Origin of the sequence: Xanthomonas sp. CPBF 426 (assembly GCF_903989465.1) — a bacterium.
In the GTDB taxonomy this organism is placed as follows: domain Bacteria; phylum Pseudomonadota; class Gammaproteobacteria; order Xanthomonadales; family Xanthomonadaceae; genus Xanthomonas; species Xanthomonas euroxanthea.
In genome coordinates, this window is record NZ_LR861805.1 from 4051433 (window position 1) to 4064425 (window position 12993).

A 12993-nucleotide genomic window follows, 5' to 3' on the forward strand; every position below is an offset into this window, starting at 1 on the left:
GACGTGTTTGGCTACGCTGGCGTTGCACTACAACGCCAGCGCAACAGCTGCACGTTACGACGTGCACATTGTTGAATTGCGAATCCGCGCGTGCCTGGAAACAGGGTCCAGGCAGCGCCACCACACCGCGAAGCGGCGGTGAGGACCACTGGCTCGCCAGTGGCCCACTTGGTGTCATCATTCTCCGACACCGTGCGCGTGCACTTGCACGCGCATTTTTTATGTCCGCGCCGCGCGCGCTGCAGCGCTCGGTGCATCCAGCAACTGGCGCAGGTCGGCGACAAATCCGCGGTAGCCGTCCTCGCGTGCGGCCTCCGAGCCCTGCCGCAGTACCCATGAGGGATGCACGGTGGTCAGCACCGGCGTGCCGTCGTCCAGCCGCAGCCACTGGCCACGCTGCTGCATCAAGCGGAAGCTGTTTCCCAACACCGCCTGTGCGGCGGTCGCACCCAGGCACACGATCTGTGCCGGACGCAGCTGCGCGCGCTCGGCCTGCAACCAGCCACTGCAGGCCTGCACATGCGAGCGTTCCGGGTTGCGATGCAGACGCCGCTTGCCACGTTGCTCGAAACGGAAATGCTTGACCGCATTGGTCACGTAGACCGTGTTGCGATCGAGACCGATCTCGTCCAGTGCCCTATTGAACAAACGCCCGGCCGGCCCGACGAACGGACGCCCGCTCAGATCCTCTTCGTCGCCGGGCTGCTCGCCGATCACCATCACCGACGCGTCGCTCGGCCCTTCGCCGAACACCGTCTGCGTTGCCGGTTGCCATAATGCGCAGCGCCGGCAATCGCGCGCGGCCACGCGCAACTGCGCCAGGCTTTGCGTGGCCACTTCCGGGATCGGCGTTGGCGCTACCGGCACGCGCCGCCGCACCGGCTCGGGCGCACGCTCGGCCATCTCGCGCACGCGCACGCCGGCCTCGCGGATCAGCTCCGGCAGCAAGCGCGCCTCGGGCAGGTTCTTCCAGTATTTCTGCGGCATTTCCTGCCGCATCATGGTCGGGTTGAGCCGCGCCGGATTGAAGATATGCGCGTAATAGGTGCGCCAGAGCGTCTCCTGCGCATCGTCGGCCGGCACCTGGGTGCGCACGGCGCCCTCGCCGAACGTCAATGCCTCGCCATCCCAGCGCACGCTGCGATACGGGGTGAGGATCGCCCAGCGCATGCCGGCGAAGCGGCGCGCGAAAAACGGCCCCACCCGGTCCACGATCCAGTGCTCGGGCTCGAACCACGCCACGAAGTCTTCCTCTTCCACCGGCAAACGCCGAAAGCGCACGAACGCCTTCATCTTGTGGGTGTCGCGCTGCACCGCCTTTTGCCACTGCGTCACCCGATGCACATCGACATCGGTGGCCCGCTCCAGCAGCGCGCGCTCTCCGCTCGCCACCCGCCACAACAAGCGGTACAGCACCGCATGGCGCTGCGGGTCGCGATGACACAGCACTGCCCCCGCCATCTGCAGGAACGCGGCCGACACCCGCGGCGGCGCAACCACGGCCGGCAGATCCAGCAGCCCCTGCCCCATCAACAGGCCGCCCTGCGCTCCGCCATTCCACGCGATGGAGTCCGGCTCCACCTGCGCGCACCACCCCGCCCGCGCCAATGCACGCCATGCGTCAAGGCTCCAGCCCGGCGCAACGTCAGCGTTGAACATCACGGTGGTCGGGATTGGGGATTGAGGGATTGGGGATTGGCAACAGCGTCATGTTCCTGGGTAAGCACTGGCGCTCGATGGCGCCTTTGCGCTTGATGCCATCCTTATCCGCCCTTCGGGCGCCTCGGCCGGCAACAGGGGAGAAGCCAGTGGAAGCGGCGATGCGCCGGATGCTGGCGGAGAGCTGCGATCTCAATCGAACAGACTCGCCTGCCTGGGCGCTGGCGCCAGTTGCGCGCGCAAGCGCACCGGATCGTCCAGGCGCTGGCGCGGATGATGATCCAGCACACTCACGAACGGCAGCAGCTTCTTCATCGGCACCCGCAACCGCGCCAGATCGCCCACCCGCAGGCGCGCATGCCGGCGCGACAACAGCAGCCGGTCCACGTTGCGGGTGCCCAGGCCTGGCACCCGCAGCAGCATCTCGCGCGGCGCCACGTTCAGGTCCACCGGAAAGCGCTCCGGATTGCGCAGCGCCCAGGCCAGCTTCGGGTCCACGTCCAGATCGAGCATGCCGCTGGACTGGGTTGGCGCGATTTCCTCCACGCTGAATTCGTAGAAGCGCAGCAGCCAGTCGGCCTGATACAGCCGGTGCTCGCGCTGCAGCGGCGGCGCCTGCAACGGCAGTTTGGACGAGGCATCCGGGATCGGGCTGAAGGCCGAGTAATACACCCGACGCATCCGGTAATTGCCGTAGAGATTGTGGCTGGTGTCCAGGATGCTGCGGTCGTTGGCATCGTCGGCACCGACGATCATCTGCGTGCTCTGCCCGGCCGGCGCAAAGCGCGGCGGCTTGGCACGGCGCACCTTTTCGGCCTTGCGCTCCAGCTGGTTTTCTTCGATGCGCCAGCGCAACTCGCCCATGGCCGAACGGATGCCGCCGACGCTTTTTTCCGGCGCCAGCAGCGTCAATCCCTGCTCGGTCGGCAGTTCCACGTTGATGCTCAGGCGGTCGGCATAGCGGCCGGCAGCGGCCAACAGGTCGGGCGCGGCATCGGGAATGGTCTTGAGGTGGATGTAGCCGGCGAAGTGATGCACCTCGCGCAGCTGCCGCGCCACTTCCACCAGCTGCTCCATCGTGTAGTCGGAGTTGCGGATGATGCCGCTGGACAGGAACAGGCCTTCGATGTAATTGCGCTTGTAGAAGTCCAGCGTCAGCGTGACCACTTCTTCCGGCGTAAAGCGCGCGCGGCGCACGTTGCTGGAGACACGGTTGACGCAATATGCGCAATCGAACACGCAGAAGTTGGTGAGCAGGATCTTCAACAGCGACACGCAGCGGCCGTCGGGTGTGTACGAGTGGCAGATCCCCATGCCCTCGGTGCTGCCGACCCCGCCGGTCCCGAGCGAATTGCGCTTGTTCGCGCCACTGGAGGCGCAGGACGCGTCGTATTTGGCCGCATCGGCCAGCACTGCGAGTTTGTCGAGGATTTTCACGCGAGCAGCATGTCGCGCTGCAGTCTCAGCCTGTGAGACTGCAGCACGCTTGATCGTGAATGCTTCAGAGCGCTGCGCTGCCGATGCTTATCGGCGCCATACCTGGTGGCTGCAGTGCCGGCGCTTGTCGGCGCCATGCCTCACGCCGGGGGCCGCGCTTGCCGGCACCCTGCCTATGGCTGCGGGCCGGTTCGCCGTAAGCCCAAGCCTTATCGCTGCGGGCCTTTGCTCGTTGGCGCCACCGCACCGGGCCGGCTTGCAGCGGCAGCAACAGGCCGCATGCCATCGCGTGCCGGCGGTTGGGCGGTGCCCCGTGGCCGCCGGTCCGGCGCGCTGCCTGCACCGTAGACAATGGCCACGGTGCAGGCGTGCCGCGCTCGCCACGGCTCAGGCGACGACCGTGCCCGCACGCGCGATCAGCATGGATCGCCATCGAACCGGTAGATATCCATCGCCAGAAACCCCGCATCGATGCCGGCATCGATGCGCTGTGCGCCGAGCCGGTCCCCGCCGGCCGCGCCCATCGCCACGTATAGCGGCAACAGGTGCTCGTCGGTGGGATGCGCGCGCGCGGCGTGCGGCGCCTGCCGGCGATAGTCCAGCAGCGCGGCGATGTCGTCCTGGACCAGCTTGCGCTCGGTCCACTCGATGAAGGGCCGCACATACGGCGCCTCGCGCTCGGCGCTGTAACCATGGCGGAAGTCGTGCAGGTTATGGGTGATGCTGCCGGAGCCGACCACCAGCACGCCGTCCTCGCGCAGCGGTGCCAGCGCGCGGCCGACCGCAAACTGGTGCGCCGGCCCCAGCTCGGGCTGGATCGACACCGACACCACCGGAATCCCGGCGGCCGGATACAACAGGCGCAGCGGCACCCACACGCCATGATCGAAGCCGCGCTGCGGGTCCAGGTGCGGATGCAGGCCGGCCTGCTCCAGCCGGCGCACGATCTGCTGCGCCAGCGCCGGCTCGCCGGGTGCGGGATACTCCAGTTCGTACAGCGGTGCCGGAAAACCGCCGAAGTCATGAATGGTCGGCGGCTGCAGCGCGCCGCTGACCAGCGGGCGGCGGCCCAGCCAATGCGCGGACGCCACGACGATCGCGCGCGGCCGCGGCAAGGTCTGCGCAAGCTCGGCCAGGCGCTCGCCGACCTGCCCCGGCTGCAAGGCGGTCATCGGCGATCCGTGCGAGATGTACAGGGAAGGCAAACGGCTCATGGCGCACTCCTCGGAAGAACGATCATCAGCCTCGACGCGCCGGCTTCAGCGCCCACGCGCCCTCGCCAAGCAGCGATTGCACGACCAGCAACACCGCCCACAGCGCCGGGTATTCCCAGCCGCCGCCCGGATTGGAGAAGCCAAAGCCGTTGCCGCCATGCACGCTGATGATGGTGCCCAGCAGCAACGGCACCCCCAGCAGCCCGACCCAACGCGCGTAGATGCCCAGCAGCAGGGACAGGCCCAGGCCGAGCTCCAGCGCGATGGTGAGGTAGGCCAGCGCGCCCGGCAGGCCGAGCGACTGGAAATAGGCCACGGTGCCGGCCGGGGTGAACACCAGCAACTTGATCAGGCCATGCACCAGAAACAGCGCGCCCAGACTGATGCGCAGCAAGGCCGCGCCATAGGCAGCGGTACGCGGGGAAGCGAGGGAGGTGGACATTGGACGGACTCCAGTGAGGACCTGCACAGCGTATTGCTTACAAATTTCTGATAAATAGCTTCACTTCGGATAATTTATTGCACTCAAGGCAACAATCGGATACCGATGGATACCCTCGATGCAATGCGCGTGTTTGCAGCGGTGGCCGAACGCAGCGGCTTCAGCGCCGCCGCCGATGCGCTGGACCGTTCCACCGCCAGCGTGACCCGGCAGGTCGCCGCGCTCGAGCAACGGCTGGGAACGCGCCTGCTCAATCGCACCACCCGACGGGTCAGCCTGACCAGCGCCGGCACCGCGTACTACCAGCGCTGTCTGCAACTGCTGGCCGACCTGGACGATCTGGAGGCCACGGTCGGCGCGCAGGCGCTGGAGCCGGCCGGCGTGCTGCGCGTCAACGCGCCGGTGAGTTACGGCATCGAGCGCCTGGCCGCGCTGCTGCCGGACTTCTGCGCGCGCTACCCGCAGGTGGAACTGGACCTGTCGCTGTCGGACCGGCTGGTCGACATGGTCGAGGAAGGCTTCGATGTGGCCATCCGCATCACCCGCCAGCCGGCGCCGACCTTGATCGCCCGGCGCCTGGGCACGGTCCGCCTGGTGCCCTGCGCGGCGCCGGCCTACCTGGCCCGTGCCGGCACCCCGATGCATCCGTCCGACCTGGCCGGCCACGACTGCCTGCTGTACCACTACTCGCCCAACGGCGACGAGGTGCGCTTCCATGGGCCCGAGGGCGATAGCGAGGTGCGCCTCCACGGCAACCTGCGTGCCAACAACGGGCATGTGCTGAGCGCGGCGGCGGTGGCCGGCCTGGGTATCGCGATGCAGCCGGACTTCCTGGCCGACGAGCATCTGGCCGCCGGCCGGCTGGTGCGTATCCTTCCGCAGTACGCGCTGGGGGAGATCGGCATCTTCGCCGTCTATACCAGCCGCAGCCACCTGGCCCCGAAGGTCCGCAGTTTCATCGATTACCTGGTCGAGCGCATGGGCGATCCCGGGCGCTGATGAGCCCGGCAACAGTACGTCCCGTCGATGGTCATTAACCTGACACGGCATGTGTGGTCACAATCGGCTCCCCCCCGACCACAGGACTGCGCATGAGCAAGATCGCCATCATCTATTTCAGCGGCTACGGCCACACCACCAAGCTGGCCGAAGCCGTGCATGCCGGCGCCGCCAGTGCCGGCGAGGCCACGCTGTACCGCATCGACCAGGACGGCAACCTGCCCGACGACGCCTGGGAGGCGATCGGCGCCGCCGACGCCATCATCTACGGCAGCCCCACCTACATGGGCGGGCCGGCGTGGCAGTTCAAGAAGTTTGCCGACGCCAGCTCCAAGCCGTGGTTTGCGCAGGCCTGGAAGGACAAGATCGCAGCCGGCTTCACCAACTCGGCCTCGGTGAACGGCGACAAGTACGCCACCATCCAGTATTTCTGGACGCTGTCGCAGCAGCACGGCCAGGTCTGGGTCGGTACCGGTCTGCTGCCGGCCAACACCAAGGCGCACGGTCCGCAGGACATCAACTGGACCGCCGGCTCGGCAGGCGCACTGGCGATCTCGCCCTCCGATGCCTCGCCGGAAGAAGCGCCACGCAGCGGCGATCTGGAAACCGCCAAGTTGCTCGGCAAGCGCGTGGCCGAGTTCGCCGGCAAGCTCAAGGGCTGACGCGGCAGCTGGTAGCGTCCGCGTCACGACACCCGTGCATGGCAGTGGGCCCTGGTCTGCTGACATGTGCGGGTTGTTCGGTCGCAGCGCGCGTTCGGTGCGTGATGTCGGGCCCAATGCCGGCCTGCTCGCGCATCGTCGCCCGGGCCACATCGCGCTAACGCACGCCGCTGCATCCTTCCCCTGCCTTCCTTGCCGCACGGAGTTTTCTCCACCATGCAAACCCGCACGCTTGGCCGTTCCGGCCCCACTGTTTCTGCGCTCGGCCTCGGTTGCATGGGCATGAGCGCGTTCTACGGCAATCGCAGTGACGAGGCCGCCTCGATCGCGGTGATCCATCGCGCCCTCGATCACGGCGTCAGCCTGCTCGACACCGCCGACATGTACGGCCCGCACACCAACGAAATTCTGGTCGGCAAGGCCATCGCCGCGCGCCGGCACGAGGTGTTCCTGGCCACCAAATTCGGCATCAAGCTCGATCCCAACGACCCGTCGGTGCGCGGCATCGATGGCAGCCCGGACTATGTGCAAACGGCCTGCGAAGCCAGCCTGCGCCGCCTGGGCGTGGAGCATATCGACCTGTACTACCAGCACCGCGTGGACCCCAACGTGCCGATCGAAGACACGGTGGGTGCGATGTCGCGCCTGGTCGAACAAGGCAAGGTGCGTTTCCTCGGGCTGTCGGAAGCCGCCGCAGCCACCATCCGCCGCGCGCATGCGGTGCATCCCATCACTGCGGTGCAGACCGAATATTCGCTGTGGTCGCGCGAGCCCGAGGACAATGGCGTCTTCGAAACCGTGCGCGAGCTGGGGATCGGATTCGTTCCGTATTCGCCGCTGGGCCGCGGTTTCCTGACTGGCGCATTCGCCTCTCCCGATGACTTCGAGGCCGACGATTACCGTCGCCATTCGCCGCGTTTCCAGGGCGAGAACTTCACCCGCAACCTGCAGCTGGTGGAGCAGGTCAAGGCGATCGCCGCCGACAAGGGCATCACGCCGGGGCAGCTGGCGCTGGCCTGGGTGTTGGCACAGGGCCAGGACCTGGTGCCGATCCCGGGCACCAAGCGGCTGGCCTACCTGGAAGAAAACCTCGGCGCGCTCGACGTGGCGCTGATGCCGGACGAGCTCGCACGCATCGATGCGATCTTCCCGCTGCAGGCCGCGTCCGGGACGCGTTATCCGGAAGCGATGATGGGCGCGCTCAGCCGCTAAGCGCTACGCGTGCAAGCGCACGCCGCCACAGTGGCCCGGCGATGGCGTGCGCTCACGCCATCGCACCGGCATGGCTCGCACACTGGGCCTCACCGCCATCCGGAGTGACGCGTCCTGCCATGCTGTCTTTCGTGATCCCCGCCCATGACGAGGCCGCGCTGATCGGCCAGACGCTGCAGTGCCTGCACGCCTGTGCGCAGACCCTGCAGCTGGACTACGAGGTGATCGTGGTGGCCGATGCCTGCGAGGACGCCACCGCCGCCATCGCGCGTGCGGCCGGTGCGCAGGTGCTGGAGGTGCAATTGCGCCATATCGCCGCCACCCGCAATGCCGGCGCGCAGCAGGCGCAAGGCGATCGCCTGCTGTTTCTGGATGCCGACACGCTGGTGAACCCGCAGGTGGTCGGCGCCGCGCTGGCGGCGCTGGATGCCGGCGCCGTCGGCGGTGGCGCGCAGGTGCATCTGCAGGGCAGGCGCGTGTGGTTCGAGCGCATGGCGCAGGCGGTCTTCGGCGGGTTGTTCCGTCTCGGCGGCATCGCACCGGGCTGCTTCCTGTTCTGCACGCGCGCCGCATTCGTCAGCGCCGGCGGCTTCGATACGCGTTACTACGCCGGCGAAGACGTGGCATTGAGCCGCGCGCTGGCACGCTGCGGGCGGTTCGTGATCCTGCGCCAGACCGTGCACACCTCCGACCGCAAGCTGCGCAGCTTTTCCAAGCGCGAGCACCTGGGCCTGCTGTTGCGCTTCCTGTGGCGTGGGCGAGGCATGCTGCAGACCCGCGATGCCCTGGGCTTCTGGTACCAGCGCCGGCGCTGAACCGCGCGTGTCCGCAGGGCGGCCACGGCGGCGGCGCGCTGCCTTGCGTGGGGACGTGGCGACGGTGGCAATTTACACTGGTATGTCTGTTTTTCGTTTCCGAGTTGCACCGCATGGCTCTTCTGCACCGTCCTGTCCTGATCGCTGCCCTGTCGGCTGCCCTGCTGAGCACCGCCGCGTGCCACCGCGATGGCGCTTCACCTGCAACGACGACGCATGCCAAGGCCACGCCCACCACGCCCAAGCTGGGCGATTTCGGTTTCGATGCGGCGGGCATGGACCGCAGCGTGGCGGCGGGCGACGACTTCTTCAGCTACGCCAGCGGCAACTGGGTCAAGACCACCCAGATCCCGGACGACCGCTCCAGCTTCAACAGCTTCGTCGGCATCGCGATCGAGACCGAGCAGCACAGCCGCGACATCATCGAAGGCGCCGCTGCCAACGACCGCGTCACCGGCGAAGACAAGCAGATCGGCGATTACTACGCCGCCTACATGGATGAAGCCGGGATCGAGACCAAGGGCGTGCGCCCGGTGCAACCGGAACTGGACGCCATCGCGCAGCTGGACGACAAACAGGCGCTGGCGCGCACCCTGGGCGGCCAGCTGCGCGCCGATGTGGACCTGCTCAACTCCACCAATTTTTATACCGACCGGCTGTTCGGCCTGTGGATCTCGCAGGATCTGCATCACCCCGGCCGCTACGTGCCGTATCTGGTGCAGGGCGGCCTGGGCATGCCAGACCGCAGCTTCTATCTGGACGACGGGCGCATGACGCAGATGCGCGAGGCCTACCGCGCGCACATCGTCAAGCTGCTGGAACTGGCCGGCATCGCCGATGCGCCAGCCAGGGCCGAGCGCATCCTGGCCCTGGAAACCGCGATGGCACGCGTGCACGCCACCGCCGAACAGACCAACAACGTGCAGGCAGGCGCCAATGCCTGGAAACAGGCCGATTTCGCGCGTAATGCGCCCGGCCTGGATTGGGCGCCGTTCTTCGAAGCGGCCGGCCTGAAGGCGCAGCAGGATTTCATCGTCTGGCAGCCCGGTGCGGTGACCGGCCTGTCGGCGCTGGTGCGCTCCGAGCCCCTGCAGACCTGGAAGGATTACCTGAGCTTTCGCGCCCTGGACCGCGCCTCGCCGTACCTGTCCAAGGCCTTCGCCGACGAACGCTTTGCGTTCTACGGCACCACGCTGGAAGGCACGCCGCAACAACGCCAGCGCTGGAAGCGCGGCATCGACGCCACCAACGCAGCCTTGGGCGAAGCGGTGGGCCAGCGCTATGTGCAGAAGTACGTCAGTGCCCAGACCAAGACCCGTGCCGAGGAGATGGTCAAGAACATCGTCACCGCCTTCGGCAAGCGCATCGACGCGCTGGCGTGGATGAGTCCGGAAACCAAGCAGCATGCCAAGGCCAAGATCGCCGGGCTGACCGTGGCGGTGGGTTATCCGGAGACCTGGCGCGACTACAGCGGGCTGGATGTGCGCCGCGACGATGCGCTGGGCAATGTGCAGCGCTCGGAGCTGTTCGAGTACCGGCGCAATCTGGCCAAGCTGGGCAAGGCCGTGGATCACCGCGAGTGGTATCTGCTGCCGCAGGAAGTCAACGCGCTGAACGTGCCGCTGGAAAACCGCCTGCTGTTTCCGGCGGCGATCCTGCAGCCGCCGTTCTTCGACCCGGCAGCCGACGATGCGGTGAACTACGGCGCCATCGGCGCGGTGATCGGCCACGAGATCAGCCACAGCTTCGACAACATGGGCGCGCAGTTCGACGAACATGGCGAGCTGCACAACTGGTGGACGCCGCAGGACCTGAAAAAATTCGCAGCCGCCGGCGATGCACTCGCAGCGCAGTTCAGCGCCTACAAGCCGTTCGACGATCTGAACGTCAACGGCAAGCTGACGCTGGGCGAGAACATCGCCGATGTGGCCGGCCTGGCGACCGCCTACGACGCCTATCAGCTGTCGCTGCAGGGCAAGCAGCCGCAGACCATCGACGGGTTCAGCCCGGACCAGCGCTTCTTCCTGGGCTTTGCGCAGGCCTGGCGCGGCAAGTACCGCGACGCGGCGCTACGCAACGCCGTGCTCACCGACGTGCACGCACCCGGACGCTTCCGCGCGCAGACCGTGCGCAACCTCGATGCCTGGTATCCGGCATTCGATGTGCAGCCGGGCCAGCAGTTGTATCTGCCGCCCGAGCAGCGGGTGCGGATCTGGTAGCAGACTGGCCCCTCATCCCTCGGGAGAGGAGTTGGGGCGAGGGTACGGCCACACGGCGCACCATCCTCCGCATGACGCCGTTGCCTTGCACTCCAGGCAGGCACCCGCACTCACCGCTGCCCGGGCCACTCCAGCAACATCGCCTGCGGCAGCTGCATGCGACGGCACGCGCGTGCAGACAGCCCATCGCGTAGCGCAGTACGGAACAGTGGCGACAGACTGCGCAGCAACCGCGCCGACGCATGCGCCTGTGCGCGCTGGGTGGTGGTGCGGCCGAGCATGTCGCTGGCCCAGCCTGGCAACAGGGCGGTACCGGCACCGAGGAACACGCCGCGCGACAGCCCGGCCGCCGGCACCGGCAACTGGATGCTGGTGAGGATGTCGAGCACCTCGCGCGAGCGCGTGTCCATGCGCAACTGCCCGCGCACGCTGGCGAAATAGGCATCGACCTGCGCCTCGCTGGCGGGTACATCGGCCGCGCCCAGCGCTTCGGCGACACGTCGCGCTTCGTCGTAGTAGCGGTCGGCGATGCTTGCCGGCACGTCGCGGCAATAGCGTCGGCAACCCTGCAGAAAACCGTAGGCCTCGGTGACGTGCACCCAGGTCAGCAACTGCGGGTCGTTGGCGTCGTAGGGCATGCCGTCGGCGGTGTGGCCGTGGATATGCGCATGGATGCTGCGCACGCGGGCGATCAACTGCTCGGCCTCGGCGCGCGGGGCATAGGTGGTGCCGGCAACGAAGTTGGTGGTGCGCCGCAGCCGCCCGATCAGGTCGGCGCGGAAGTTGGAATGGTCGTAGACCCCGGCCAGCGCGCGTGGATGCAGCAACTGCAGCATCAAGGCGCACAATCCGCCGGACAACATGCCGGGAAATTCCGAATGCACCCGCCAGGTGACGCTGTCGGGCCCGAAGATGCCGGGATCGCCGAGGGGCTGGTCGTAGTCGATGGAGCTCTGGCCACGCGGAAACGCGCCCAGCACCCAGCGATGGATCTGTCGGGCGGCAGGGGCAGTGAGGGTACGCAGGACGGCTGACATGCATGCGAGCATACCCAGCCCGCTGCAAGACCGCGTCGTGGCCGTGAGGGGCTGGGATTGGGGATTGGGGATTGGGGATTCGTGAACGGCAGCGCCGCGTGCGCTGCTTGCACCCGTGCGCGGCGACCCTGTCGACGGTCCCTGCCCGCCCGCCATCGCGGACCTTGCGCCGCATGGATGCGTGCGCGGCGCTCACGCGACCTGCACGCCGGAATCGATTGCGCGCCGGTCGCACCCGCCTCGATCACGGATGCACGCACGCAAGCGCGGGTGTGCAGTGCAGCAAGAATGGCCACGCACTGGCGCTGCAGTCGTCCGGCAAACGCTGCGAAGCGCCTGAATACCGCGATTTGTGCGCAGGTGCGCAGGATTGGCCGCTCATCGGATCGCAGCAGGCATTGCCATGCACAGCGAAAGTGCTAGAACTAGGGCCGTCCGAGCGCCGGCCTGCATCACTGCCAGCCACTGCCCGGCCGCTCCAGGGCACCGGCGCTTTGCCGGGTGCAGCAAGTCGTTCGTACCAGCCATCCGTCAGGAGCTTGTCATGATCGCTTTGTTCCAGGGTTTGGGCCTGCTGTTGCAGGACAACGCACTCCATCGACTCCCCTTCGACGAGCAGGTCGCGCACTGGCGCGAGAAAACCGACGACCAGCTCGACCAGGAGCTCAATCTGCTCAAGGTGGCCAAGAAACAATGGGTGATCGCTTCGATCATCGGCTGGCAGGCGATCTCGCTGGTGTTGCTGGGCGTGATCACCCATCAGCTGTGGCAGAACGACTACCACCTCACCTTCAGCCGCGTGGTGATCATCTTTACCTCGTGGGCCTCGATCCTGTTCGTCATGTGGTACATCGCCGATCTGTTCGATCACAGCGCCGGTTTCGAACGCTGGCTGCGCGCCTTCAATAGCCGCGCGCGGCTCACCCCGGATGCCGACTCGGTCGAGTGCGTGGCCGATGCGCTGGACATGACCCGTCGCTACCCGGAAGTGCTGCGCTACAAGCAGGAGGTCAGTTCCAGGCGCGAATTGCGCCACGAGGACATCGTCAACATGCGCGAGATGGGGCGGTTGCGTCGCTACACCGAGTTGTTGCGCGATCTGGACCGCTTCGATGGTGCGCCACGCCTGGTGACCAATACCAATACCCATAGCGCAGCGGCGACACTGGCCTAGCGGTCAAGCGATGGATGAGGTGGTTGCCGCAGCGCATCGGCAATGCGGCGCGCCGGGCGAAAACAGGCGGATTGATCGGCCCGATATCTGATCGCTCCAGGGCGTGCGCTGCCAAGGCAGTGC

The 12993-nt window shown here is 67.2% G+C and carries 11 protein-coding genes; 6 read left to right on the forward strand and 5 right to left on the reverse strand.

Annotation, left to right across the window (positions count from 1 at the left end):
- Nucleotides 1-219: 219 nt before the first annotated feature.
- The 4 genes from H7A87_RS17110 to H7A87_RS17125 form a co-directional block, all read right to left on the reverse strand.
- On the reverse strand, nt 220-1659 hold the full coding sequence (locus H7A87_RS17110) for a UdgX family uracil-DNA binding protein (RefSeq protein ID WP_119128270.1): 1440 nt from the start codon (nt 1657-1659) through the stop codon (nt 220-222).
- A gap of 192 nt (nt 1660-1851) precedes the next feature.
- Entirely contained in the window at nt 1852-3096 is a 1245-nt protein-coding gene (locus tag H7A87_RS17115; RefSeq protein ID WP_104650190.1) for a putative DNA modification/repair radical SAM protein, read from the reverse strand.
- A 416-nt stretch (nt 3097-3512) separates the two neighbouring features.
- Complete coding sequence (locus H7A87_RS17120) at nt 3513-4310, reverse strand: class III extradiol ring-cleavage dioxygenase (protein ID WP_115677845.1); 798 nt, start codon at nt 4308-4310, stop codon at nt 3513-3515.
- A 25-nt stretch (nt 4311-4335) separates the two neighbouring features.
- Nucleotides 4336-4752 (reverse strand): DoxX family protein, encoded by a 417-nt coding sequence (locus H7A87_RS17125; RefSeq protein ID WP_119128269.1) that lies wholly within the window; start codon nt 4750-4752, stop codon nt 4336-4338.
- Nucleotides 4753-4857: 105 nt separating this feature from the next.
- Between H7A87_RS17125 and H7A87_RS17130 the strand changes: the two genes are divergently transcribed.
- From H7A87_RS17130 to H7A87_RS17150, 5 genes are all read left to right on the forward strand, one after another.
- Nucleotides 4858-5751 carry a LysR family transcriptional regulator gene (locus H7A87_RS17130; RefSeq protein WP_115677843.1) on the forward strand — a complete coding sequence of 298 codons (894 nt, stop codon included), beginning with the start codon at nt 4858-4860 and terminating at the stop codon, nt 5749-5751.
- 92 nt (nt 5752-5843) lie between these two features.
- Nucleotides 5844-6413, forward strand: a complete 570-nt coding sequence (locus H7A87_RS17135) for a flavodoxin family protein (RefSeq protein WP_119128268.1) — start codon at nt 5844-5846, stop codon at nt 6411-6413.
- 216 nt (nt 6414-6629) lie between these two features.
- Nucleotides 6630-7625: an aldo/keto reductase gene (locus tag H7A87_RS17140; RefSeq protein WP_115677841.1), complete on the forward strand. Its 996-nt coding sequence runs from the start codon at nt 6630-6632 to the stop codon at nt 7623-7625.
- A 119-nt stretch (nt 7626-7744) separates the two neighbouring features.
- On the forward strand, nt 7745-8440 hold the full coding sequence (locus H7A87_RS17145) for a glycosyltransferase (RefSeq protein WP_119128267.1): 696 nt from the start codon (nt 7745-7747) through the stop codon (nt 8438-8440).
- A 149-nt stretch (nt 8441-8589) separates the two neighbouring features.
- On the forward strand, nt 8590-10659 hold the full coding sequence (locus tag H7A87_RS17150; protein ID WP_104583319.1) for a M13 family metallopeptidase: 2070 nt from the start codon (nt 8590-8592) through the stop codon (nt 10657-10659).
- Nucleotides 10660-10769: 110 nt separating this feature from the next.
- Here H7A87_RS17150 and H7A87_RS17155 read toward each other — a convergent pair whose 3' ends face one another.
- Nucleotides 10770-11696, reverse strand: coding sequence for an oxygenase MpaB family protein (locus H7A87_RS17155; protein ID WP_104650184.1), 927 nt, complete (start codon nt 11694-11696; stop codon nt 10770-10772).
- Nucleotides 11697-12240: 544 nt separating this feature from the next.
- Between H7A87_RS17155 and H7A87_RS17160 the strand changes: the two genes are divergently transcribed.
- Entirely contained in the window at nt 12241-12870 is a 630-nt protein-coding gene (locus H7A87_RS17160) for a hypothetical protein (protein ID WP_208411946.1), read from the forward strand.
- Nucleotides 12871-12993: the final 123 nt, after the last annotated feature.